Origin of the sequence: Bifidobacterium sp. UTCIF-1 (assembly GCF_006408915.1) — a bacterium.
GTDB classification, from domain to species: Bacteria; Actinomycetota; Actinomycetes; order Actinomycetales; family Bifidobacteriaceae; genus Bifidobacterium; species Bifidobacterium reuteri.
Map to the genome: position 1 here is coordinate 209,076 of NZ_JFAG01000001.1, position 26,120 is coordinate 235,195.

Here is a 26,120-nt window from a genome sequence, read left to right on the forward strand (position 1 = left end):
CTATGTCGGAATCCACATATTATTGGCAGGTCGAAGCCTCCGTCCACGGCGGTCGCGGATATGCTCCTGCCACCCTTGAGGAATACACGGCAATCGCCAAAGCGCTTGACGATGAAGCATCAGGATACGACGCCTTGTCCGTCTCCTGGGGTGATGCCGCATTGCAGCTTCAATCGCATCGAACCAGTGCGCCCATGTGTGCCACGCTAACCGCGGGCGACCCATCGGCGGTAACCCCCGATCACACCACCTTGTCATACACCACGCTGGGAGCCCGATGCACGGAACATGCGGCAGCCTGTCGAAGACTCAGCATCGAACTGTCCGACACCGCAAGCCTGCTGATTCGCGCCCATTCGCTGTATTCCGAAGCGGAGCTCGCAGTCCGTCGTACCTTCACTGAATTGATACAGGCTGGCACCCAGTGGAAACCCGGCTATGCCTTGGTCGGTACTGCGGCGGTGGCCCTGGGCGGGCTGATTTCCGGCTGGGTGATCGAAGGCAAACCGAATGCGTCATGGATGTCCACCTCCACCTATGCCCTGCAAGAGGGTGTGATGAGCGGCATCGGATCCATGGTCGGAGGTATCGCCATCGGCGAAGGCATGAAGCATACCGACGAGGTGAATGCCGGCGCCGGGAAGATCGCCAATGTCTCCGGTCCGGTGAAGGACATCCTGCAAGGCAATCATCTTGACGTCAAGGAGGTGTATGCCCGCACCGAAGTGGTGCGATTGAGCGGCAGCGTGGGCGATGCGATGGAGAATCTGCGTCGTCTCGCCGAAGAACGGCTGGGCAAAATCGACCTCAACAGCGGTCTCGAATATGGCACCGTGGCCATTCAACGCTATGAGCGGACTGACGGCACCAATGCCTGGCTCGTCACCATTCCCGGCACCGACGGCAAGTCGGATTCCCCATTCGGATGGGAGCAAAACGTGGAGCTGATGAGTGACGACAGAGAACGCCGTATGCGGGCGGACAGTGTCCGGATGGTCACCGAGGCGATGCAGCAGGCAGGCATCGGCAAGGACGAGCCGGTGGCGCTTATCGGCCACTCGCAAGGCGGCATCGTGGCGGCGACCATCGCCTCCGACTGGGCGGACGACTACAGCATCGAACACGTGGTGACGGCCGGTTCTCCAGTCGCCAATCACCCGATTCCCGAGAAGACCTGGGTGACCAGCGTAGAGATCGACGATGAACTGGTGGCAGCCTTGGACGGCGCCTCGAATCCGGACTCCGATCATTGGCTGACCGTACGGGGACATGTCTCGCCCGCTCCTGCGGCGACACCCGGCACCATCAACGACGACGGTTCGTGCACACCGGCTACCGCACCGATTTACGGACGGAACGCCTATGCCGCCGCTCCAGTGGCGGGAGGCGGCACCGACGGGCGGGAGATCAGTCATTGGATCAAATACCATCAGGCGGCCTACGGCAACGCCACCGACCTGGGTTCCCCCGCCCTGCAGCGGCATGAGGAGCATTTCCAGCAGACCATCACCGGCGAGCTCAAGGAGACCCGTTACTTCCAAGGCCGCATGACGCAGCACACGTCCGGTTCACGGCTGGAAGTACCCTAGAACGCATGAAGCTTACTGATATTTCCCCCGCAATTGCATTGACCCCGCTTGACGGCCGCTATCATGCGGCTACCGCCCCGCTCGTGGAATACCTGAGCGAGCCCGCGCTGAACCGCGAGCGCATGCGCGTCGAGGTCGAATGGATGATTCTGCTGGCCAACGGTTTCGAAGGCAACGGCAACCAGCCGATTGTGGATGGCGTCAAGCCGTTCACCGAAGCCGAGAAGGCGTTCCTGCGTGCGATCCCCGAGGATTTCGGTGCCGAGGGCATCAAGCAGCATGCCGCGCACGAGGCCGTGACCCATCATGATGTGAAGGCCGTGGAATACTACATCGACGACCAGATCGACAAGGCCCCGGCCGAGTTGACAAACATCAACGATCGTCTCAAGACCCTCGTGCATTTCGCCTGCACCTCGGAGGACATCAACAACCTGTCCATCGCCCGCTGCGTGAAGAACGCGATGAACAACGTCTGGGAACCGGCGTTCGAGGAGATCATCGACCATCTCGCCGGCAAGGCGGAAGAATACAAGGACAAGGCGCTGCTGTCCCTGACCCATGGTCAACCGGCCACGCCGACCACACTCGGCAAGGAGCTCGCCGTCTACGTCTACCGACTGAACCGTCAGCTCAAGCACATCAAGGGCCAGGAGTATCTGGGCAAGATCAACGGCGCGACCGGCACGTTCGGCGCGCATCTTGCAGCCTGCCCGGACGTGGATTGGATTGCGGTCTCCCGTGAATTCGTGTCCAACCGCATGGGTCTGACCTGGAACCCGCTGACCACGCAGATCGAATCCCACGACTGGCAGGCCGAGCTCTATTCCACCGTCTCCCACGCGAACCGCATCATGCACAACCTGTGCGTGGACGTGTGGATGTACATCTCCCGTGGCGTGTTCGCCCAAGTGCCGGTCAAGGGCGCCACCGGCTCCTCCACGATGCCGCACAAGGTCAACCCGATTCGCTTCGAAAACGCCGAGGCGAACTTCGAACTGTCCTGCTCGCTGCTGGACACGCTTTCCGCCACGCTGGTGGAATCCCGTTGGCAGCGAGATCTGACCGATTCGACGACCCAGCGCAACATCGGTTCGGCGCTCGGGTATTCGCTGCTCGCCCTGCACAACCTGATGGGCGGTCTGAAGTCCATCCACCCGCATGATGCAGTGATCGAGCGCGAGCTGGACGAGAACTGGGAGGTGCTCGGCGAGCCCATCCAGACCGCCATGCGCGCCTGCGAGCTGCGCGGTCTGCCCGGCATGGACAAGCCGTACGAGAAGGTCAAGGAGCTGATGCGAGGCCACACCATCGACAAGGAGCAGGTCGAGCAGTTCATCGATCAGCAGTCCTTCGATCCCGAGACCGCCGCCCGTCTGAAGGCCCTGACCCCGGCCACCTATACCGGAGTGGCTTCGGAACTCGTGGCATTCGACCGCTGAGGCAGGACGTACGCATCACCATGATGGAGCAAGGCGCGTGCGCGATGGCGTGCGCGCCTTGTCGTATGACCTGTTGTATGACGAAGCTGACGACAAGGAACGGCAAGAGGAGTTCAGGTGGCAAGTCCGATCATTGACGACGTGGCGCCGAAACGCACACACGATTTCGGCGATCTGGCCAGAGGCGCATTATCATTGCTGGCCGCGGCAATCGTCATGGTATTCGCAGTGTTCATGGGTGGTATGACCCGTGGAGTGGAGTCCGATGCGCATACCGCCGCACAGGCCATCAACTGGCTGGCCAACTACCCTTCCACAGTGCTGACGCAGTTGATGACCATCATCATTGTGGTCACCGTGCTGGGGCAGCTACTGCTCTCCCGCGAATGGCCTCAAGCCGCGATCTCAGCCATTGCCATGTTTGCTGGATACGGCACGGCATGGGGTGTTTCCACGCTGGTCAGCGGCATCAATGATCACACTCTGGCGATGGCATTGCTTTCGGCCGCCACCTCCTTCGGCTCCGGCCTATTGCCGGACATATATGCCGGCATGGCGGCGTTTCTGACGGCCGCAGGCCCTCGTCGAACCCGCTCCACGGTGAAATGGGGATGGAATATCCTCTACATCACCGCGGCCGTGATGGTCGTGCTCTCCTGGCATTCGGTCACCGGCACTCTGGTGTCCATGACGGCCGGGCGCACGGTGGGCATGCTCATCCGTTTCATCGTGGGCACGCAGAACAAAGGCGTCTGGGGCGAGGCGCTCGTCACGGCGCTCAGCGGCATCGGATTGGAGACCGCCTCCCTGATCAGGCATCAGGACCCCGTGGACGGAAGGAGGGGATCCCTGGACGCCACCCTGGAGGATGACCTGACCACCGGCTCGCGCCTGTATGACCTGCATACCACCGATGGGCGCACCTTCATCGTATCCGTGCTTGATGCGCAGACCCATACGGCGGGATATTTCAAACAACTGTGGGATTGGGTGCGATTCACCAGCGTGTCCATACGCCGTGACCGTTCCGTGCGCGATGCCGTGCAGCATCATCTGTCCATGCTGCTCGGACTGCACAATATCAAGCTTCCTGCACCGGCCCCCTATGGCATCGCCGACACGGACGAATCGGCCATTCTGGTACTGGATGCGAACACGATCGCCATGCCCGCCAATCTCAAGACGTTGACCAAGGCCGATGCAGTGGCGTATATGCGTTACTTGTCTGTGGCCAATCGCCGAGGCTATACGCACCGGCGCATCATCCCTTCCACACTGGCAAGGCTCGAAGACGGCACGGCGGTGATCGCCGGATGGGGTGACGGGGACAACGCCTCCAGCGCCGCCAACACCGCTCTCGATAAGGTGCAGTTGCTGACGCTCCTTGCCTCGTTGATCGGCGTGGAGCCAGCGGTAGATGCGGCACGCGAGGCATGGGGCGATCTGACGCTCGCCTCCATTGCGCCATTCATCCAGAAAATGGCCATTCCCTCCACCACCAGGTCCTTGGACAGCTGGAACAAGCAACTGCTCAAATCGTTACGAGGCAAGCTCGCCGATCTGAACGATGACGACAACGGAGAAGCCGGTGAACCGGTGACGCTCGCCCGTTTCTCCTGGCGCTCGATGATCACGATGCTGCTGGTCATTGTGGCCGTGGTGGTGGTGTTCACCCAGCTCAAGCCTGAAGAGATCATCGACGCCCTGACCAACGCGAATCCGCTGATGGCCGTAATCACACTTATCTTCGGCGTGTGTGGTTGGATCGGCTCTTCGATATCATTGGGTTCGCTGATGGATCGCAGCAAACGCAACAACACGGGCGTGTTCATGAGCCAGGTGGCCGGCGGCTTCGCTACGGTATCCATGCCCGCCGGTGTGGGACCGTCTTTCGTCAATCTTCAGTTCCTGCGCAAATCCGGATACCGCAGCACCGCCGCCACGGCGATCATGAGTGCCGCGCTGGTGGTGTATTACGGGGTGTATTTCCTCATGCTGGTGATCATCGGCATGTTCACCGGACGCAACATGCTCTCAGGGGCCATCCCCACCAATACTTTGGTGATCGTACTGGGCATCGTGGTGGTGGTGCTGTCTGTGGCGATGATGATTCCTCCCGTACGCCATCTGGTGACCAAACAGTTGGTGCCACTGGCGAAAACCTATCTCAACCAGCTGCTCGATATCCTGTCCCAACCCCGTCAACTTGCCATCAGCTGCACTGGTGCACTGTTCCAGAACATCACCACCGGATTGGCGTTCTGGTCAGCGCTCCATGCATTCGGTTACTCGTCGAATCCGGTGGAGACCACGTTCGTGTTCATGCTGGCCTATGCATTGGGCTCGGCGGTGCCCACCCCCGGCGGCCTTGGCGGCGTGGAGGCTGCACTGACCTTCGCTTTCGTGGCGGTAGGCGTGCCGCAGGCAGTGGCGCTCTCCGCGACACTGCTGCATCGTGTGGTTTTCTATTGGATTCGCATTCCGCTGGGTGCAGCGGCCATGAAATGGCTCGATCACCGCAATCTGGTGTGATGACGAGTGACGGCGACGTACCTTGCGCCGAGAGTTCTCCGACAGTCGTGCCGGTCCGCACCATCACTGCGGTTTGGTATGGCTGTCCCCTATCGTGGTCAAACTACCATCTTTTGGTCGATTCACGCGAAAAACCCGAAAAAAGATGTGAAAACCCTTATAAATAGCGGGTTTCGGCAGGTGCATGCGCTATTATCATGGATGAACCACGGGTAGACAACCGCGCCTGCCCACTGACCCAAGAAGGATGCTTTATGGCATACAACAAGTCTGATCTCGTCTCGAAGATTGCTCAGAAGTCCAACCTGACCAAGGCCCAGGCCGAGGCTGCTGTCAATGCTTTCCAGGACGTGTTCGTCGACGCTATGAAGTCCGGCGAAGGCCTGAAGCTCACTGGCCTCTTCTCCGCTGTGCGCGTCAAGCGCGCCGCTCGTACCGGCCGCAACCCGCGCACCGGCGAAACCATCAACATTCCGGCTTCCTACGGCGTGCGCATCTCCGCCGGCTCCCTGCTGAAGAAGGCCGTCACCGAGTGAATTGACGCTCAACAGTGAGCGATTGACTGCCGAATCGAGCAACGCCAAGGGGCCCCGACCATGACGGTCGGGGCCCCTTGGCGTATTACTATCTACCGGACTAGTATGCCTCGCCGTAAGTTCGTTGATTAATTCACTACCCCTCAGTCCCGCTTCGCGGGTCAGCTCCCCTGACAAGGGGAGCATCCAATGTATTCGACGAATTAACGACGCAGGATACTAGCGGTCCAGCGCCTCCATAAGACGCGTGAAGTCCGAGGTTCCAGCGGCATCAAACGGATCGAGGAGCACGGCTTCCCGGCGCTCGGGGGCGGTCAGGGCCAAATGCGTCCAGTCGGCGGAGAATTGGGCACCAGAGGCGAGGGCGGCGGTCACGAACCGGCCGCGCAGGGCGGCTCGGGTGTCGGACGGCGGATTGTGGATGGCGCGCTCGACGTCCGACGTCGTCACTAGCTCCCGCAGCTGGCCGCGCGAGACCAGCGAGTCATACAGCCGTCCATTGGCGATGTCGTGGTAATCGAGTTCCAACTGCTCCAACTGCGCGAATGTCGCGTCCGGGCGACGACGGCGAACAGCATCGAGCACACGCTTTTTGGCGGCCCAATCCACACGGTCGGCGAGCGCGGTGTAATCCCCTGATTCCAGAGCACAAAGCGCCCGGTCCCACTCCTGCAGCACCACAGTCACCGGCGAATCGGAAGAATCACCGGACATCGAATCCGAGATCACGGAGCCGGAGTAAGACCTGTTCGCCAATGAGGCACCCATCGTCTCACGATGGTCGGAGACGAATGATGCCACCGCCCGGTAGTACCGGCGTTGCAATCCGAGTGCAGTGATCGTTGCGCCCGAAACGAGCGACAATTCAGCATCCGGATGTTCAAGGAAGCGGCTGACCATGCGATTGGCCGCGGCGGGATCGGCGAAATCGTACTCCTCGAAACCGCAGGGCACGCCGCGCCGGGCTGCGTCCTCAATAACGCACAGCACGAGGTGCGTCACGGCGAGTTTCATCCATGTGGCCCATTGCGAACGGTTCGAGTCGCCGATGATCACATGCAGACGACGGAACGAGTCGGGGTCGGCGTGCGGTTCGTCGCGCGTATTGACCATCGGGCGCGAGCGCGTGGTGGCCGAGGATACGGCCTCGTCGAGGAAATCGGCGCGCTGGGTGATCTGGAAGCCGTCCGGGGTCATGCGCCCGGCACCGGTGTAGAGCTGCCGGGTGATGAGGAACGGCAGCAGCTGATGCTCGATAGTCTCCAATGGGACAAACCGGCGGACCAGGTAATTCTCATGGCATCCGAAGGCGTGCCCTGCGGAATCCACGTTGTTCTTGAACACGTGAATGGTGGCGTGTTCGCCGTACGATTCGCGCAGTTTCGTCTGCGCCTTCAAGGCGAGGTTCCGCATCACCCGTTCGCCGGCAAGATCCTGAGCCAATGCCTCGCGCGGGTCACGGGCCTCGGCGGTGGCGTATTCGGGATGCGAGCCGACGTCGAGATACAGACGGGAGCCGTTGGACAGGTAGGTGTTGGTGGAACGAGAGCGCGAGACGATGGGCTGGAACATGGTCATCGCCACCTGCCCGGCATCCACCGGCCGGTCGGCGCCGGTGACCGCCACGCCGTATTCGGTCTCGATACCGAAAATACGGCAGAACCCGTCCATCTCGGCGGATGGCACGGGTTCTGTGGCGTGCAGGGAGCGGGTGCCGCTGTCACGCAGTTGGGGCATCACTCGCCGCCTTTTTGCACGAAGCTGTTCACGTATTCTTCGGCGTTCGTTTCCAGCGTGGACTCGATATCGTCGAGGATGCTGTCGAGCACGTCGCCCTGGTCTTGTGCCTGTCCCTGTTCCTGATCAGCGGATTGGGTGACGATCTGGTCGTCTTCCTCGTGCTGGTCGGCGGATTGGGACTGTGGCTGTTGGAATTGCTGCGGCATATGTGACGCTTTCTTGTAATGATTGATGTGGACGCCTCCTCATTGTGGAGGAAGCGGAATGGAACTATTTCAGATACGGTTTAAGATCGCGGACGATAAGGCCGTTGGTGGCCACTACGTCGTTGTCATGACGCCAATGGATGCGGTCGCCATCCCAACGGCTGAGCGTGCCCTGAGCCTCCCAGACCACCACCGTTCCCGCGGCGATGGCGGCAATGTCCCAGACATGAAGCATCGGCTCGAAATAAGCGTCGTATGTACCGTCCGCGACCTTGCACAGGTCCAAAGAGGCCGGTCCGACACGCTTGATGTCCGCAGGGCGGCCTGCCAGCGCGGATGCCACATCCAGGGCTCTCTTGGACTCCTCGGGAATGATCGACATGCCGTAGCTCAGCACGGAACCATCCAGCGAGGAGGTCATCGAGGGAACCACCTTGTCGCGTTTCTCACCGACTGCGGTCTTATGGATGCGCACGGCACCGGCACCACGTGCAGCCAGATAGGTCAATCCCAAAGCCGGCGCATGCACCACACCGAGAATGGGCTTGGGCTCGCGATTCTCGTCGAATTCGAATAATGCTGCGGTGAGCGTCCATTCGCTCATACGGCGCACATAGTTGATCACACCATCGATCTTGCCGATATACCAGTATTTCTGACCGGGGCGGCTTTCAGATGGACGGGTGGTCCAGAAACCGTCGAAATGGGCTATATCAGCCAAACGTGTGCTCATGAAGCGCAGAATCTTGCTGTCGGTCTCCAATTTGAACAGGGGGCCTCGCCGCTCCTGCTCATCCGTGGAGGGTTGTGCGAGATTTCTGGGATTGATCTGGTCATGGAGGGCATGCTTGCCGGCTTCTTCAAGCAGTCCGGCTACTTTCAGCGCGAGATTGCGCAGATCCTGAGGGGTCTGTGTTTGTGTGTCATCCATAGCAGACAAGTCTATCCTTCTTTGCCGATGGCCAAAGCCTTGAGCAGGTCAATGGCGTGTTTCGATTCCCGCAGCCTCTGTTCGCAACGGCTCTTGGTGAAGGCGAGCGGATCTGAAATATCCAAGGAGAACAGGCGGGCCGGATCGGTGGTGGTCCGGCTGGCGTTGCCGTAGAATTCAGCCGAATCATCGCCGTCCATGAATCGCGGATCACGCACGGTCAGCCGTGACCAGCTCACTGCGGCCACCTCCTCGCCGAATGTCCTGACCAACTCGCCGCGCAACCAGGCACGGGTATCGGTAGGAGGCTCGTCGGCGGCCCGCGCAATGTCCTCGTTGCGTTCCACACGTTCGGTCCGGGGGTCGAGTTTGGCGAATACGCTGGTCCGGGGATCAAGCGCAGCCCAAGCCAAGTCGATGACCTTGATGCGGGAGTCCTGCCAAGCCAATCGCGTATCCTGCGTGGCCCCGGCGTTGCTTCCACCGGCGATTTTCCTGCGCACCTTCTCCAGCAATTGCCACTTGAGCAGCCATTCGACCCGGCCTGCCTCGGCGGCAAGCCCAAGCCGTGCATCATCATCGGCGTGACGGATCGCAGCCACGTCGGCAAGCGCCTGCCCCCACATGGCCATCACCGACACGGTCGGCTTATCAGGCCAAGCCGGTTCGCCTTTGGTGTCGGTGCCGTCCAGCAGCGCAGCCACCTGGTACACGGCTTGGCGGAGTTTCAGCTGAATCAGCCACGCGGTGGCCTGTCCTCCATTGGCCAGCGGCAATTCGGCAGCCAGGGAAAGGTCATGCGACACCACATGCATGGCTTCGACGGGATCGGCGAGATCCAACCCATTCAGGAATTCATTCATGTCGAATCCCGCCTCGTCGGCATGCTCGAGCAGCCACAACAGCATGCTGGTGGTGCCGAGCTTCAACACTTGCGGGACCTGCATGCGGTTGGCGTCGCCCACGATCACGTGCAGCCGGCGACACGATTCGGTGGAGTGGGATTCGTCCCGCGTATTGATGATCGGGCGTTCGAAGGTGGTCTGCAGACCGATTCTCGCATGAATATAGTCGGCACGCTGGCTGAGCTGGAATCCGGCCTGTTCACTGTGTTCGCCGATGCCGACCCGTCCGGAGCCGGCATAGATCTGGCGTGTCACGAAGTGCAAGGTCATCAGCCGAGCCACCTGATTGAACGGCACGCTGCGTTGCATCATGTAGTTCTCGTGCGTGCCCCAGCAGGAGCCTTTGCCGTCCACGTTGTTGCGATGCAGCACAATCGGCGTGCCGGTCTGCCTGGCGGCATGCTCGGCTGCGGCCTGCATGATGAGGTCGCCGGCATGGTCATATCGCACGGCCTCGAACGGGTCGAGGGTTTCGGGAGCGGAATATTCAGGATGGGCATGATCCACATACACGCGACCGCCGTTGGGGGCAATCACGTTGGTGATGTTGAGCTGGGGCGCGTCGGTGAGCATCTCCGGCCGTGCCGCGGCGCGTTCAAGCCGGGTGCCGCGCGCGTCATTGACCGGGTCCTCCTGACGATAATCCCAGCGGATGGTGTCGCTGTGGCCGTCCGCCGCCGCGCCCACCACATCGAAGGAAAGTTGTACGGGATTGTATCGGCCGGAACCTTGCAGAGAGACCGCATATTCTGTTTCGGTTCCCATCACTCGTTTGACGGTCATATCCGTTCCTGCTTTCCATTGTTTTCCATACACGTTGTTCGCTGTCGGTGCCGTCGCGGTCGATTCACGCAATCAGGAGACTGCCCGAACCCTGCGAATCGGATCCATGCCATTGACGCGCGCCCACTGTTCGGGATCGACATCCGCCATCGAATCCCGGGTCTCTTCATATTCCTCTTCCACCGCCGCGGCCAGCAACGATACGGTCAACGCCACGTCCTCACCGGTTTCGATGGATTGTTTGACGGCCTTGGTCTTGGCGCGATCCACGATGTTCTTGAGCATGGCACCCGACACGACGTCGGCGAGGAACAGGGCCGACCATTGGCCGTTTTCGCCCTGCACATCGCATATATGCCGACGCTCATTGGTGGCGAAGATGTCCTGCACCAGCACTGTGGACAGCGTATGGGCATCCACGTCAGGGTCGAGGGGCAGGTCATCGGTCAGATAATGATCCACTATGGCGACGGCCTGCTCAGGCCCGGGCCGGCCGACACGGATCTTCACATCCAGACGCCCGGGCCGGAGCACGGCGGGATCGATCATGTCCACACGGTTGGAAGCACCAATCACCATGACATTGTCCAGTGATTCCACACCATCAAGTTCGGCGAGGAACTGCGGCACGATGGTGGTCTCCACATCGGAGGAGACGCCGGAGCCACGGGTGCGCAGCAGCGAATCCATCTCATCGATGAACACCACCACCGGTCGGCCTTCCGCCGCGCGCTCGCGTGCGCGTTGGAAGATCAAGCGGATGAGTCGCTCGGATTCGCCTACATACTTGTTGAGCAGCTCCGGGCCTTTGACGGAAAGGAACACGCCAGTGACCTTGCGTTCGGCATCAGTCATCGCGCCATCGCCATCCATGTCGTAGCCGCCCTCGCACAGCGCGTTGGCTACGGCCTTGGCGATCATCGTCTTGCCGTTGCCGGGAGGACCGTAGAGCAGCACGCCCTTGGGAGGCTTCAGATCATAGCGTCGGAAGAGCGCGCGGTGCTGGAACGGCAATTGCACCGCATCCTTGATGCGGCCGATCTCCGTATCAAGGCCGCCGATATCGGCGAAGGTGACGTCAGGGGTCTCTTCAAGCACCAGGTCCTTGTCACCTTCGACGGGCAGCACATCCAACGCCATACGTACGGATGGATCCACGATCACACGATCGCCCTGGCTGACCGTGACATGAGCCATGCCACCGGAGCGGCGTATGAGCACGGGGTTGCCGGACGCGTCGCTGACCAACAGACGCCCATCGTCAAGGCACTCTTTGACCACGCGGACCTGACCCACCGTGTCGCTGTCGCGCTGCTCGACAAGCACGAGTTTCTCGTTGAGCATCACGGTGGCACCGGAGGTCAAACGTGCGGCGTTCACGTTCGACGCCACAGGCACCACCATGCGCCGCGTGCCGGAAATGACCTCCGCGGAGGCATGCTGCACACCATCCTCATCGACATGTGAGGCATCAACCTTCACCATGGTGGCGAAGGTCAACGGGGGCTGGGCGAGCTGAGCCAATTGGGACTTGGCGCGGGTCAGCTCCTTGCCCGCCCGGGACAATGCCTCGGCGAGCGCATGGTTCCTGGCCATCAGACGATCGTTCAATGCGGCAAGGTCTTCTGCTTCACTCATTCGGCTCTCTCCGGCTGTCTTGTTCATGATTGTCGAGGCGCGGCCTGTCGTCCGTGTCTGTGTCACTGCTGCTTTCTCGCACGAACCACACTACGCACTTTGCGCGCGATGAACCAGACGAGGATCACAATCACCACTGCGATGACCACATCCTCGAATACGCCCAGTGCACCTTGGATGGAGCACCACTGGTCCCCCAGCATGTAACCGGCGGACACCAGAATCGTGTTCCATATCGCGGATCCCAGCAGCGTCCAGCCGGTGAACTGCAGGAAATTCATGCGGTTGAAGCCGGCGGGGATAGAAATCAGCGAACGCACCACGGGAATCACGCGGCCGATCAGCACGGACCAGGTACCGTATTTGGTGAACCAGTCGTTGGCCTTGCTCACATCGTTGCGGCTGACGCCGGGAATCTTGTCCGCGGCATGGTTGATGCGATGCAGTCCGACCCAACGGGAGATGCCATACAGCACCCATGCGCCCAGCACCGAACCGATGGTGGCCCAGATGATCGCTCCGGGAAGGCTCAAGGTGCCGCGTGCGGCGGTGAAACCGGCGAGAGGCAGAATCACTTCCGAGGGAATGGGCGGGAATACGGATTCCAATGCTATGGCCAGCGCCACGCCAACACCTCCGACGGTCTCCATAAGGGCAACCAGCCATGAGGTGATTGCACCGATCAATCCGCCATCCGAGGCACTGCATACCGGGGTGGACTGTTGGGCTACTGCAAGGGCAAGCTCAGGGGTAAGACTCATAGCGGGTATTGTCCCAAGGTTTTTCGACAATCTAAGGCATGACTGGAGAAGATGCGCATTTTGTTGACAAGTTCACCGATGATGACGGCGACGGTACCGCGACCAGCAATCCGATGCCGACGCTCAGCAAGCCTGGATTGCTGGTCATGGACGTGGATTCCACACTGATTGATGAAGAGGTCATCGACGAGCTTGGTGAAGCGGCAGGCAAAGGCGAGGAGATCGCCGATGTGACCGAACGCGCCATGCGGGGCGAACTGGAGTTCTGCGATGCGCTGCGAGCCCGTGTCGCACTGCTCGAGGGGCTTCCTGTCTCAGTATTCGACACCGTACATGACAAATTGCATTTCACTCGAGGCGCGTTGGAGCTTATCGACACGCTTCACGAGCACGGATGGAAGGTCGGCGTGGTGTCCGGCGGCTTCCATGAAGTGGTGGATCGCTTGGCCGCCGAAGGGCATATCGACCTGTGGATCGCGAATCGCCTGGATGTGGTGGACGGCCGGCTGACCGGCAAGGTGTTGGGCGAGATCGTCTGCAAAACGGTGAAGCTGCATGCGTTGCGCGCCTGGGCCGAACGCCTTGGCGTGCCGATGAGCCAGACCGTGGCGGTAGGCGATGGTGCCAACGACATTCCGATGATTCAGGCGGCAGGTCTTGGACTGGCGTTCTGCGCGAAGCCGAAGACCCAGCTTGCCGCCGATGAATCAATCAACGACCGCGATCTTCGTCACGTACTCGAATACCTGAGGTAAATTTTTACCGCATATGAAATCCTCGCTTATAGTGGCTTCATGACTGTTGAGGGCGCGGAACAATTGACACTTGCGGGGCTTGCCCCACGCAAGCGGCGCAAACGCGCGCCCGCAGAACACACTCCTGCCGATCAGGCGCCCATCGCCCAAGTGGTGTTGGAGGTGCAGGCGTTGCACCTGGGGCAGACGTTCGATTATCTCATCGATGAGAAGGACAGCGACGCCGCACAGCCCGGCGTACTGGTTCGGGTTCGATTCGGCGGTCGAAGAGTCAATGGCATCATATGGGGAAGGACCACTGCAAGCAGTACTCCGCGATCCTCGCTTCGCTACATCGAACGGGTGCTGAACCCGGACGTATTGGTCCCGAAGTCGATGCGTGACGACATCGCACTGATTGCGGACGCCTACGGCGGCACGCGGGCGAATATCCTGCGCTTCGCCGTACCGCCCCGCGTGGCCAAGGTGGAGGCCGAACAGCGTCTGGCGGCATCGTTCCAGCGTCCAGTCGGGTCCGGTATGCCCGCTGCGCCGCGACCTTCCGAGGAGAGGCAACCGGCATCCGCGTCACCAGCGGTATCAGGGTTTGCCGGCAGAGGCACCACACCCGACGGCTCCCCTATCGACACCCATGGGTTTTCCGTCGCCCCCATGGTGCGCAAGGGCACCGAACAGGGGTATCAACGTGTCGCCGCGAATTACGGCGACGCACATGTCCTGTACGAGGGGCTCATCGGTAACCGGTTCCGATCCTTTGTCTTTGATTCCCTCCCCGGCGCGCAGGAATGGCAGAGGAACATGGCCTGGATGGTTGCCGCTGCGCTGACAGCCGGCAAATGCGCCGTTGTGGAATTGCCCACCATGAGAGAAGTGGGGGATCTCCTGCCCATGCTGCGCAACTACGGGTTGACGCCGTTCGCGCCTTCGCCGTCAGGCGGATGGGTGGGTGATGTGGCCATTCTGAACGCGGAGGCCATGCCTGCCGCTGATCGTTACCGTGCCTACCTTGCCGTCGCATTGGGGCAGGTGAAAGTGGTGATAGGCACTCGCGCCGTGGCCTATGCGCCGGTCGAGGGCCCGGCCTTGTTCGCCATCCTGGAAGATGCAGCCTATCAGAACATGGATGGCATGATGCCGTATCCTCAGGCCCGTGGCGTAATGAGACTGCGCGCCAAAGCCCATGGCGGCGTCTTCGTGGCCATGGCCAACGCGCGTAGCGCACAAAGCCATTGGGAGACCGCCGGGCCACACACCGTGGAGACGCCTGTGAGCGGCTATTCCACCGCCATTCATCCGCTGGCTTCGCCGTTGAAAGACGCCACCCCATGGGTGCGGTGGCTGAACCGCGAAGAACTCTCACGGCTCGCCGACCCGACCATCGGCGCGCGCGTGCCGCATACGGCTGTCCGGATATTGGGCAAGGCGTTGGAAAGCGGACCAGTGCTCTTATCGATTCCGCAGGACAGCATCAGCGAGACGCTGAGCTGTGCGACCTGCCACAGCCAGGCGCGGTGCGCCAGATGCGCAGGCCCATTGCAGCTGCCTGCCGACCGCACGGATTCCACACCCCGATGCCAATGGTGCGGGGCCCCTGCCATGAACTGGACATGCCCCGCGTGTCACCATGATCGTATGCGGGTGATCCGGGTCGGTGCCACCGGTACAGCCGAGGAACTCGCCGGGCTGTTCCGTGGAGTGCCGGTGGTGGTGTCCTCCAAAGCCCGCGGGCTGGTGACGGATGTGCCCTCCCAGCCGATGATCGTCATCGCGACACCGGGATTCGAACCTCGTGTTCGTCCAGTTGACGGCACACGACGTCCGGAGGGCTTTGAATATCATGCCGTGGCGATCCTCGATGCGTGGACAAGCCTGTATGCGCTAGGCGTGGACGCCCGTCTCGATACGCTGACGGCATGGATGCGCGCTGTGTCGCTATGCGCACCACGATCCCGCGGCGGCAGCGCACTGATTCTCGGTGAAACCGATCCTGCCATCGCGCAATCGCTGATGATATGGGATTCCCGTATTCTCGCCGCCAAAGATATGGAGGAGCGCGCGGAAACCGGCATGCCTCCTACCGTGGCGGCGGCATGCGTCTGGGGCAGACGGGACGCGGTGATGACGCTGATGCAACGTGTCGGAGCTTTGGGCGGCGATTGGGCGTTGTGCGGCGAGCTTCCCGGCATGCTGGGACCTGTGCCCATCGCCCAGCCGGATACGGTGGACGCCCGTGAACTGGAGGCCACTGCGGATAGGGTCAAAGCCGTGGTAAGGGTGCCGCAAAGCGAACGGGCGGCATTGGCATTGCGGCTGAGACGTGAGACCGCCCGTCATGTGGCCGCGCGGGAACCCGGAGAATTACGGTTCCGCGTCGACCCCAAGGATCTGATCTGACGCGGTTACAGCCGTTTTGCCTCGTCTTCGACACGCTTTGTCCTCGTCGTCAACACATGGAACCATAGGAGAGGGAAAACTCAGCGGTACCATACGCGGTCCATGACAGATTCCAAAAGGAGGATCATCATGAAAGGTTGGCCGGGAGAACCGGATATGGAATATGATGTGCTGGTGGCAGACGGCGATGCGGCCGCGAACGCCGGCAAACCCATCACTGACGTGATCTTCGATTTCGGCAATGTGCTCATCTATTGGGATCCCGCCGCAGTGCTCATCCCCCGCTACAGCCAACACACCATCGAGGAGTTCCTCGACAATGACATCTCCGGGTTCTACGACATCAACGACATGATGGACGCCGGCACCAGCCCCGATGAGGCCATCGCCATCATGCGCGAACGCAAGGGCGACAAGTGGGCGAACATGCTGCGGTATTACGTAGATAATTTCCGCGATTCCCTGACCGGTGTGGTACCGGGCGCCCGCGTGCTGGTCAATGATCTCAAAGCCGCCGGCATCGGCGTCTGGGGATTGAGCAACTGGGAGGCCGAGCTCTTCCATGTGGCCGAAGAGCAATGCGACATCATCCAGCAGCTGGACGGCAAGCTGGTCTCCGGCTTCGTCAAGCTGCGCAAGCCGCATAAGGAGATCTATGAGGCGGCGCTGAAGAGCTTTGGCATCACAGCCGATGGCGCGCTGTTCATCGACGATAAGGCCATGAACATCGTCGGCTCGAACGCGGCCGGCATTCGTGGCGTTCGGTTCAAGGATCCGGTCAAGCTGCGCGAACTGCTCATCGCCAACGGGGTCAACATCCCGGACGTCCAGTAGCCATCACGATACAGTCTGATTAATGCCGACTTCCGTCTCCCCTTCCCTGAGGGGAGACGTGCCAACGGGATAGCGAACGTTCATACCAGATTCCCGGACTCCCCTCCCGGGAGAGCTGTCAGCAAAGCTGACCGAGGGGAGTCCAGCAACGGCGCTATCCTGACACGATTCATCAATGCACCGTAAGGAGATTCATGCTGAAACTGGTGTTCGCAGGCACACCTGATGTCGCGGTTCCCTCACTCAAGGCGTTCGCTACAGACCCACGTTTTGAAGTGGTGGGTGTCATCACCCGCCCAGATGCCCCTACGGGCCGTGGACGCAAGCTTACGCCAAGCCCGGTCAAAGCCACGGCTTTGGAGCTCGGTCTGCCGGTAATTGACGCCAAACCCCGCTCCCCCGAATTCCTGAACGCACTCAGCGCGTTGCACGCCGATATCGCAGCGGTGATCGCCTACGGCAATATCCTGCCGAAAAACGTGCTCGACGCAGTACCGATGGGTTGGTACAACCTGCATTTCTCCAATCTGCCGAAGTGGCGTGGCGCCGCCCCTGCACAACGCGCCATCTGGGCCGGAGACACCACCACCGGTGCGGATGTGTTCAAAGTGGGCGAAGGACTCGACGACGGCCCGATCGTGGCATCGATGACCATTGAGCTCGGCGGACGCGAAACCTCCGGAGAGCTTCTGACCCTCTTGGCCCAAGAAGGTGCACCCATGTACGTGGATGCGCTGGCGGCGGTCGGGGAAGGAACCGCAACGTTCACACCGCAACCGGCCGAAGGGCTGGAGTATGCGCACAAAATCACCGTGGAGGACGCCCGTATCGACTGGACCGATGCCGCCGATGCCATCGACCGTCAGATTCGCGCGTGCACCCCACAGCCCGGAGCCTGGACTGAACTGCATGCGGATGGTCTGCCTGGAGCGTCGGACGCCGAAGATGCAACCGTCAAAGATGCAACCGGGACCACTCACCCGCTCACCCTGCACGTGCTTGCCGCCCAGCCCGCGGATGCAGGCAACCCCAACACACCCATGAACCTGAAGCCTGGCGAGCTCAAGGCCGGCAAGAAGAACGTCTGGGTCGGCACCGGCACCACCGCGCTGGAGCTCACCCAAGTCAAAGCGCAAGGCAAAAAGGCCATGCGCGCCGCCGACTGGGCGCGAGGAGCCCGTCTCTCCCCCACCGCCTGTCTGCACTGAGCCATGCTCATATGCAGGTTCGCCTGCATGCATAATCAGACGTTGGAACGTGCAGACGGGTCGAAACATAAGTTTCATCCTGCTCCTGTTTATGTTTCGTCCCATTGTTGATGCCTCATACGGGTCGAAACATAAACAGGTATCGTTCAAGACTTATGTTTCGACCCGCATCCGCATATTGCGCAATGAGTGCTGCATAAGATTTGGGGCCCGTCATCTTCCTACACAAGGAAGATGACGGGCCCCAAATCCATAGCCGTCCACAGCCGGACGGCCAGCAGAATCAGTGGAATCAGGCGAGACCGGAGAGCTTGTTGATAAGGTCAGGATCCCTCGTAGCACCCTTGTCGGCGGAGCGGGCAAAGGCGGCGTACGCCTTGAGCGCCTGAGAGACCTTGCGGTCACGATGGGCCACATAGCCGTCGCCGGCCTCAAGCTCCGCACGGCGCTGAGCCAGCTGCTCGTCAGTCAGCTCCACGTTCACGGAACGGGCTTCGATGTCGATGTCGATGATGTCGCCGTTCTTGATAAGCGCCACCGGGCCCTTGTTCGCAGCCTCGGGAGCCATGTGGCCGATGGCCAGACCGGAGGAGCCGCCGGAGTAGCGGCCATCGGTGAGCATGGCCACCTGCTTGCCGATGCCCTTGCCCTTGACGAAGGAGGTCGGGTACAGCATCTCCTGCATGCCCGGGCCACCCTTCGGACCCTCGTAGCGAATGACCAAGGCCATGCCAGGCTTCAGGGTATCGTCAAGGATGACCTTGATGGCCTCTTCCTGGGACTCAACCACCAGAGCCGGTCCGCGGAACTTCCAGATCTCCTGCGGCACGCCCGCGGTCTTCACCACGCAACCGTCAGGTGCGAGGTTGCCGCGCAGCACGGCGAGACCGCCTTCGTGGATCTCCGGGTGATCGATGTCGTGGATGGCGCCGTTCACGCGGTCGGTGTCGAGCGAATCGAACAGGGTCTCGTGCGTCCACGGCTCCGGGGAGATGATGTGGCCAGGTGCCGCGTGGTACATGGTCTTGGCTTCTTCGGTGCAGGTGTCGCGCATGATGTCCCAGTCGGCGAGCTTGTCCTCGAGCGTCGGGTAATCGATGGAGTGGACGTTCCTGTGCAGCTTGCCGGCGCGGTCGAGTTCGCCGAGGATGCCGCAGATGCCGCCCGCGCGGTGCACGTCGGAGATCTCCCACTTGCCGGAAGGCGCGGCCTTGCAGATGCAGGGCACGGTGTGGGAGATGCGCTCGATGTCGTCCAGGGTGAAGTCCACGTCAGCGGACTGCGCCATGGCCAGAATGTGCAGCACGGTGTTCGTGGAACCGCCCATGGCCACGTCCATGGTCATGGCGTTCTCGAACGCCTCCTTGGTGGCGATGGAGCGCGGCAGCACGGAATCGTCGTCGTCCTTGTAGTACTGGTTGGCGATCTTGACGACCTGGCGCGCGGCCTTGCGGAACAGCTCCTTGCGGAAGCCGTGGGAGGCGAGGATCGTACCGTTGCCCGGCAGGGCCAGACCGATGGCCTCGGTCAGGCAGTTCATAGAGTTGGCGGTGAACATGCCGGCGCAGGAACCGCAGGTCGGGCACACGGTCTTCTCGTAGTTGAGCAGGTCCTCCTCGGAGACGCTATCGTCGGCGGAGGCGTACATCACGGAGATGAGGTCGGTGTTCTTCTTGACGGTGCCGTCGGCGAGCACTGTGGTGCCTGCCTCCATCGGGCCGCCAGAGACGAACACTGTCGGGATGTTGAGGCGCAGGGCGGCCATGAGCATGCCCGGCACGACCTTGTCGCAGTTCGGGATGCAGATCAGGGCGTCGGCGCAGTGCGCGTTGCACTGGTATTCGACGGTATCGGCGATGATGTCGCGGGAAGGCAGGGAGTACAGCATGCCGGTGTGGCCCATGGCAATGCCATCATCCACAGCCATAGTGTTGAACTCACGGGGGATGCCGCCAGCCTCTTTGATGGCTTCGGAGACAATGCGTCCCACTTTGTTCAGGTGGACGTGGCCAGGCAGAAACTCGTCGAATGAGTTTGCGATGGCGATGATGGGCTTCTTGCCCATGTCGTCGCCGCTGACGCCAGCGGCACGATACAGGGCGCGCGCGCCTGCGAAGACGCGGCCGGACATGAGTTTTGCAGATCGCATTTCGGTCATGATTCCATTCAAGCCTTTGCACGGGACACGTTTCTTGTCAAGAGTCGAATAATGGAATTTTCAAAACCGTAACCTTATTCGCTTGGCGCATCCAGCAGTTCACCGATGTCTGCGAGCATGCATGAAGTCCCACGGCAAGGCTACACTTGCTTCGGTTGAGATAGATTTTCCAACGTTTGGAGACACATACTTATGGCAGAAGATACCGAGGTCAAGGATCAGGCTGACGAGCAGGCTGCCGAGCCGTTCGGCACCGACCCGCACCCCACCGGTCTGGCGAACCCGCCGATTGACGACCTGATGCAGCATGCTGATTCCAAGTACGCGCTGGCCATCTTCGCCGCCAAGCGCGCCCGCCAAATCAATTCCTACTTCACCCAGCTCAACGAGGGCCTTCTGCAGAACGTCGGCCCGCTGGTGGAGTACCAGAACAACGAGAAACCGCTGTCCATCGCCTTCCGTGAAATCGACGAAGGTCTGCTTGAGGAGACTCTGGGCGAAGACGATCTGAGCGAAGGCAACTGATCGGCTTCGCCGTCACGCTCCCCCGCATGCCATGTGCCGTAAGGTTCCGCTGTGCACTGATTTTCGAGTCACATGCTTGCTTTACCGAGTTGCATAGGCTATAAACAGACTCAGGAGCGAACACGACCAAGGGCTCGCGCCACCGCGCTGGTTGGCACGAGCCCTTTGCTATGCCTGCTTCCATCAAAAATGAATACAACCGTATCATTGTGCTCCGCATGCTTGCGGGGCGATAAGTCCTGATGAAAGGGATGATATGACAGAAGAGAAGCGGCTTATTTCCGCGGAATCCGTCACCGAAGGCCACCCGGATAAGGTGTGCGATCAGATTTCCGATGCCATTCTTGACGACCTGCTCGCGCAGGATCCCACCAGCCATGTCGCCGTGGAGACCTCAGCTGCCACAGGCGTCTTCCTAGTGTTCGGCGAGGTCACTTCCGAAGGATACTGCGATGTGCAGTCCAAAGTGCGTGAGACTCTGCGCAACATCGGATACACTTCCTCAGAGGTCGGCTTGGATGCCGATTCCTGCGGTGTGATTGTGGCGATTACCGGTCAGAGCGCTGAAATCAATCAAGGCGTATCCCGCCTTTCCGCCGAGCAGGAGACCGCAGCCAGCCGCGAGGAACGCTACGAGGCTCAGGGTGCCGGCGACCAAGGCGTGATGTTCGGTTACGCCACCGACGAGACGCCGGTGCTGATGCCGTTGCCGATCTACTTGGCGCATCGTCTGGCCTTCCGTCTGACGCAGGTGCGCAAGTCCGGCGAAGTGCCGCATCTGCGCCCGGATGGCAAGACCCAGGTGACCGTGGAATACGACGACAATGACAAGCCGGTACGCCTGGACACCGTGCTCATCTCCACCCAGCACGACCCGGAGGCAACTCATGAGTGGCTTGAAGCGCAGCTCAAGGAACACGTCATCGACCCTGTCCTGAAGGAAGTCCTGGGCGACAAGGTGCCGTACGAGGGATACCGTCAGCTGGTGAACCCGACCGGTTCGTTCATACTCGGCGGCCCGGCTGCCGACGCCGGTCTGACCGGCCGCAAGATCATTGTCGATACCTATGGTGGTGCAGCCCACCATGGCGGCGGCGCATTCTCCGGCAAGGATCCGTCCAAGGTGGATCGTTCCGCCGCATATGCCACCCGCTGGGTCGCAAAGAACATCGTGGCTGCTGGCTTGGCTCACAAGGCCGAGGTGCAGGTGGCCTATGCCATCGGCGTGGCCGATCCGGTGTCCATCAACGTGGAGACCTTCGGCACCGAGCGTGATGGTGTGACGCGCGGCCAGATCGCCGCCGCAGTGCGTAAGGTGTTCGACCTGCGTCCGGCCGCCATCATCGACGAGCTCGATCTGAAGCGTCCGATCTATCTGAAGACCGCCGCCTATGGCCACTTCGGTCGCACCGACGTTGAGTTCCCGTGGGAGCAGACCAACAAGGTCGAGGAGCTCAAGGCCGCCATCGCCGCGGAATGAGCAGCCGTTACCAATCCAGATAGAGTGAATGGGTGTTGCCCGCCAAACACGGTAGGCAACACCCATTCACTTTATATACAAGAACGACGCCTATAGGAACACAAAGAGCTTGTTGTTGTGATTGGAATCTATGCGATTCCTACCATAACGACAAGCTCTTATCTATTGGCACCGGGCTTGCCAAGCTGTCGGCAACGTTCAACGTTGGAAGCTCAGCAAGCCGATTCAGCGATTTCAGGCTTTGGCGACCTCGACGGCCAGCTCGGCACCTTCCTTCACCTCGAACGAAGTCGCCAGCGTTTCGCGAGCGATCAGGTCGCGGAACTGCTCGACCTTGGCCACATCGGCAGCCGGCACGGTCAGCACCAGCGAGATGCGGTCGGCGATGTCGAGTCCGGCGTCCTTGCGGGCGTCCTGGACAGCGCGGATGGCGTCGCGCGCGTAGCCCTCGGCCAGCAAATCGGCGTCAAGCGCAGTGTCGAGAATCACGAAGCCGCCGGTCGGCAGCGCCGCAGACACGGAGACCGAAGCCTCAGCCGCGTTCTGCTCCTCCACACGGTTGATCAGCTCGTACTCGCCTTCGACCAGTGCGACATCACCGTTCGGCGTCTCTACCACCGGAGCACCGGTGTCGACATCCACATGCCATGCGCCGGTCTTGGACGCCTTGATGGCGAACTGCACCTGCTTGCCAAGGCGCGGGCCGGCAGCGCGAGCGTTCACGCGCAGCTCGTGCACGATCTTCAGGCCCTGGGAGCCGGCGTCCTCCATCGTGCAGAACTCGATGTCCTTCACGTTGAGCTCGGACTTGAGCACCTCGGCATAGGCACGCACGTCATTCACATCCTCGACCACCACGGTGAGCTTGGACAGCGGCTGGCGCACGCGAATCTGCGACGCCTTGCGCAGGGACAGAGTGCCGGAGACGACTTCGCGCACCTTTTCCATCGCCTCCACGAGCTTCGGATCATCGACCAGCACGCGGCCCAATTCGGTAGCCTCGCCGGTCTTCTCGTCCACCACGAACGGCCAATCGGCCAGGTGGACGGATTCGCCGCCGGTCAGGCCGCGCCACACGGATTCGGCCTCCATTGGGGCGAGCGGGGCGAGCACGCGCATGAATACCTCGAGCACGGTGTACAAGGTGTTGAACGCGTTCGCGTCCTCGTTCCAGAAGCGGTCTCGGGTGTTGCGGATGTACCAGTTGGTGAGCACGTCGATGAAGTCGGATGCTGCGTCGCAGGCGTCGGAGATCGCGAACTCGTCCAGTGCCTTTTCCACGCGCTCCACGAGCCTGCGGGTGCGGGCCAGCAGGTATCGATCCATTTCCGGCAGTGCCGCGACCTCATCCGCATGCAGATGACGAGCGTCGAAGCCCTTGCCGCCGTTGGCGGCGTTGGCGTACAGCGTGAAGAAGTAGTACGAGCTCCACACCGGCAGCATGACCTGGCGCACGGTGTCGCGGATACCTTCGGCGGTGACGATGAGGTTGCCGCCGCGCAAGATCGGGGACGACATCAGGAACCAGCGCATGGCGTCGGAACCGTACTTGTCGAACACGCCGTTCACATCCGGGTAGTTGCGCAGGTGCTTGGACATCTTCTGGCCGTCGGAGCCGAGCACGATGCCGTGGCAGATCACGTTCTTGAACGCCGGACGGTCGAACAGCGCGGTCGCCATCACGTGCAGCAGGTAGAACCAGCCGCGGGTCTGTCCGATGTATTCGACGATGTAGTCGGCCGGGAAGTGCTGTTCGAACTTCTCCTTGTTCTCGAACGGGTAGTGGAACTGCGCGAACGACATCGAGCCGGATTCGAACCAGCAGTCGAGCACATCGGTGATGCGATGCATCGTGGACTTGCCGGTCGGATCGTCCGGGTTCGGACGGGTCAGGTTGTCGATCCACGGACGGTGCATGTTGATGTTGCCGTCACGGTCGCGCGGATAATCGCCGAAGTCGGCCTTGAGCTCCTCAAGCGAACCGTACACGTCCACACGCGGGTACTTCGGGTCGTCGGACACCCACACCGGAATCGGAGAGCCCCAGAAACGGTTACGGGAGATCGACCAATCGCGCGCGTTGGCGAGCCACTTGCCGAACTGGCCGTCCTTAACGTTCTCCGGAATCCAGTTGATCTGCTGGTTGAGCTCCAGCAGACGCGGCTTGATCTTGGTCACGGAGACGAACCAGGAGGACACCGGCTTGTAGATCAGCGGGGTGGCGCAACGCCAGCAGTGCGGGTAGGAGTGCACGTAGCTCTTCTCCTGGAAGAGGATCGCGCGATGCTCCTCGGGGATTTCGGCGAGCGGGCCGTCGCCGGCGCGCAGGTTGCGCAGAATCGGCAGGTTGGCGTCGAACACGAACATGCCTTCATACTCCGGGCACTGGGAGGTGAAGCGACAGCCGGCGTCGAGCACGTCGGTGCTCTTGATGCCCTTGGCGTTGAGCGTGTTCATATCGTCCTCGCCGTAGGGGGCCTGATGCACGAGGCCGGTACCTTCGACGGTGTCGACGTAGTCGGCGGTGAAGATGGTGTAGCCGTTCGGACCGGGCACGTTGCCTTCGGACTCGGCCTTCTCGCCGGCGAAGTACGGGAACACCGGCCAGTAGCGGCGGCCTTCGAGCTCGGAGCCCTTGAGCTCGCGCACGACCTCGTAGTTCTCACCGAGTTCCTTGGTGTAATGCGGCAGCAGGTCCTTGCCGAGGTAGAACTTCTTGCCTGCGAACTTGCCTTCGGTGGGCTTGACTTCGACATAGTCGATGTCGGCGCCGACCACGATGGCGAAGTTGGTGGGCACGGTCCACGGCGTGGTGGTCCAGAAGACGGCGTAGGCGTCCTCGTCGCGCAGCTTGACGGCCACGGAGACGGTGGTGTCCTGACGATCCTGGTAGACGTCGGCGTCCATGCGCAACTCGTGCGCGGACAGCGGCGTGCGGTCCTTCGGGCAGTACGGCAGCACGCGGTAGCCCTGATAGGCGAGGCCCTTGTCGTAGAGCTGCTTGAACGCCCACATCACGGATTCCATGTACGGGATGTTGAGGGTCTTGTAGCCGTGCTCGAAGTCCACCCAGCGGGCCTGACGATGCACGTAGTCCTGCCATTCGTGCGTGTACTTGAGCACGCTGGCGCGGCAGGCGTCGTTGAACTTGTCGATGCCCATCTTCTCGATCTGGTCGACCGAGTCGATGCCGAGCTCCTTCTGCGCCTCGAGTTCGGCGGGCAGGCCGTGGGTGTCCCAGCCGAAGACGCGGTTGACCTTGCGGCCCTTCATGGTCTGGTAGCGCGGGATGACGTCCTTGGCGTAACCGGTCAGCAGGTGGCCGTAGTGCGGCAGACCGTTGGCGAAGGGCGGGCCGTCGAAGAACACGAACTCGTTCTGGCTGTGGTCGCCGGAGGGGTTTCGCTCGACCGACTTCTGGAAGGTGTCATCCTTGTCCCAGTAGTCGAGAACGGTCTCCTCCATGTGGGGGAAGCTGGGGTTTGGCGCAACGTTCGCGGTCTCGCCGCCCTCGTTCGCCTTGGGATATACGTTTTCGCTCACCGTAGATCTCCTGTTTGTATGATGTCGGTACATTGGGGAGCATCATCGATGACGTTGAATTCGGATGGGCACCCGGTCGATCCAGTCGCCTCGCCGGAATCATCGTCGAATGATGTTCCTGTATACGAGGACGATGACGAAGCGACTATGTCGCGCTCCG

General features: G+C 61.2%; 18 protein-coding genes and 1 riboswitch. Of the genes, 10 read left to right on the forward strand and 8 right to left on the reverse strand.

Going from position 1 to position 26,120, the window contains the following annotated elements; genetic code table 11:
• The first annotated feature begins 2 nt into the window (after nucleotides 1-2).
• From BW09_RS00845 to BW09_RS00860, 4 genes are all read left to right on the forward strand, one after another.
• Nucleotides 3-1,589 carry an alpha/beta fold hydrolase gene (locus tag BW09_RS00845; protein ID WP_140464571.1) on the forward strand — a complete coding sequence of 529 codons (1,587 nt, stop codon included), beginning with the start codon at nucleotides 3-5 and terminating at the stop codon, nucleotides 1,587-1,589.
• A 5-nt stretch (nucleotides 1,590-1,594) separates the two neighbouring features.
• Nucleotides 1,595-3,031 (forward strand): adenylosuccinate lyase, encoded by a 1,437-nt coding sequence (gene purB, locus BW09_RS00850; RefSeq protein ID WP_140464572.1) that lies wholly within the window; start codon nucleotides 1,595-1,597, stop codon nucleotides 3,029-3,031.
• Nucleotides 3,032-3,148: 117 nt separating this feature from the next.
• Nucleotides 3,149-5,563, forward strand: a complete 2,415-nt coding sequence (locus BW09_RS00855) for a lysylphosphatidylglycerol synthase transmembrane domain-containing protein (RefSeq protein ID WP_140464573.1) — start codon at nucleotides 3,149-3,151, stop codon at nucleotides 5,561-5,563.
• 254 nt (nucleotides 5,564-5,817) lie between these two features.
• Entirely contained in the window at nucleotides 5,818-6,099 is a 282-nt protein-coding gene (locus tag BW09_RS00860) for an HU family DNA-binding protein (protein ID WP_044088675.1), read from the forward strand.
• A gap of 219 nt (nucleotides 6,100-6,318) precedes the next feature.
• Here BW09_RS00860 and pafA read toward each other — a convergent pair whose 3' ends face one another.
• From pafA to BW09_RS00890, 6 genes are all read right to left on the reverse strand, one after another.
• On the reverse strand, nucleotides 6,319-7,836 hold the full coding sequence (gene pafA / locus BW09_RS00865) for a Pup--protein ligase (RefSeq protein WP_140464574.1): 1,518 nt from the start codon (nucleotides 7,834-7,836) through the stop codon (nucleotides 6,319-6,321).
• Nucleotides 7,836-8,045 (reverse strand): ubiquitin-like protein Pup, encoded by a 210-nt coding sequence (locus BW09_RS00870; RefSeq protein WP_044088677.1) that lies wholly within the window; start codon nucleotides 8,043-8,045, stop codon nucleotides 7,836-7,838. Before BW09_RS00870 ends, pafA begins: the two co-directional genes overlap by 1 nt.
• A gap of 64 nt (nucleotides 8,046-8,109) precedes the next feature.
• Nucleotides 8,110-8,976, reverse strand: coding sequence for an inositol monophosphatase family protein (locus BW09_RS00875; RefSeq protein WP_044088679.1), 867 nt, complete (start codon nucleotides 8,974-8,976; stop codon nucleotides 8,110-8,112).
• Between the two features lie 11 nt (nucleotides 8,977-8,987).
• A complete protein-coding gene (dop, locus tag BW09_RS00880) occupies nucleotides 8,988-10,664 on the reverse strand; it encodes a depupylase/deamidase Dop (RefSeq protein ID WP_044088680.1) in 1,677 nt (558 codons plus the stop codon).
• A 72-nt stretch (nucleotides 10,665-10,736) separates the two neighbouring features.
• On the reverse strand, nucleotides 10,737-12,302 hold the full coding sequence (arc, locus tag BW09_RS00885) for a proteasome ATPase (RefSeq protein WP_140463662.1): 1,566 nt from the start codon (nucleotides 12,300-12,302) through the stop codon (nucleotides 10,737-10,739).
• A gap of 62 nt (nucleotides 12,303-12,364) precedes the next feature.
• On the reverse strand, nucleotides 12,365-13,063 hold the full coding sequence (locus tag BW09_RS00890) for a DedA family protein (protein WP_044088682.1): 699 nt from the start codon (nucleotides 13,061-13,063) through the stop codon (nucleotides 12,365-12,367).
• Between the two features lie 38 nt (nucleotides 13,064-13,101).
• Here BW09_RS00890 and serB point away from each other — a divergent pair, with 38 nt between their 5' ends.
• From serB to fmt, 4 genes are all read left to right on the forward strand, one after another.
• On the forward strand, nucleotides 13,102-13,818 hold the full coding sequence (gene serB / locus BW09_RS00895) for a phosphoserine phosphatase SerB (RefSeq protein WP_044088683.1): 717 nt from the start codon (nucleotides 13,102-13,104) through the stop codon (nucleotides 13,816-13,818).
• A 39-nt stretch (nucleotides 13,819-13,857) separates the two neighbouring features.
• On the forward strand, nucleotides 13,858-16,212 hold the full coding sequence (locus tag BW09_RS00900) for a primosomal protein N' (protein WP_140463664.1): 2,355 nt from the start codon (nucleotides 13,858-13,860) through the stop codon (nucleotides 16,210-16,212).
• 129 nt (nucleotides 16,213-16,341) lie between these two features.
• On the forward strand, nucleotides 16,342-17,046 hold the full coding sequence (locus BW09_RS00905) for an HAD family phosphatase (protein WP_140463666.1): 705 nt from the start codon (nucleotides 16,342-16,344) through the stop codon (nucleotides 17,044-17,046).
• A 194-nt stretch (nucleotides 17,047-17,240) separates the two neighbouring features.
• On the forward strand, nucleotides 17,241-18,254 hold the full coding sequence (fmt, locus tag BW09_RS00910) for a methionyl-tRNA formyltransferase (RefSeq protein WP_140463668.1): 1,014 nt from the start codon (nucleotides 17,241-17,243) through the stop codon (nucleotides 18,252-18,254).
• A 292-nt stretch (nucleotides 18,255-18,546) separates the two neighbouring features.
• Here fmt and ilvD read toward each other — a convergent pair whose 3' ends face one another.
• Nucleotides 18,547-20,412, reverse strand: coding sequence for a dihydroxy-acid dehydratase (gene ilvD / locus BW09_RS00915; protein WP_044088688.1), 1,866 nt, complete (start codon nucleotides 20,410-20,412; stop codon nucleotides 18,547-18,549).
• A gap of 192 nt (nucleotides 20,413-20,604) precedes the next feature.
• On the opposite strand from ilvD, the gene rpoZ reads away from it, so the two are divergent.
• On the forward strand, nucleotides 20,605-20,937 hold the full coding sequence (gene rpoZ, locus BW09_RS00920) for a DNA-directed RNA polymerase subunit omega (RefSeq protein ID WP_044088689.1): 333 nt from the start codon (nucleotides 20,605-20,607) through the stop codon (nucleotides 20,935-20,937).
• Nucleotides 20,938-21,137: 200 nt separating this feature from the next.
• Nucleotides 21,138-21,198, forward strand: a riboswitch (SAM riboswitch).
• Nucleotides 21,194-22,417, forward strand: coding sequence for a methionine adenosyltransferase (metK, locus tag BW09_RS00925; protein ID WP_140463670.1), 1,224 nt, complete (start codon nucleotides 21,194-21,196; stop codon nucleotides 22,415-22,417). It overlaps the preceding riboswitch by 5 nt.
• A 234-nt stretch (nucleotides 22,418-22,651) precedes the next feature.
• Here metK and ileS read toward each other — a convergent pair whose 3' ends face one another.
• Nucleotides 22,652-25,993: a mupirocin-resistant isoleucine--tRNA ligase gene (gene ileS, locus BW09_RS00930; protein WP_044088691.1), complete on the reverse strand. Its 3,342-nt coding sequence runs from the start codon at nucleotides 25,991-25,993 to the stop codon at nucleotides 22,652-22,654.
• Nucleotides 25,994-26,120 lie beyond the last annotated feature (127 nt).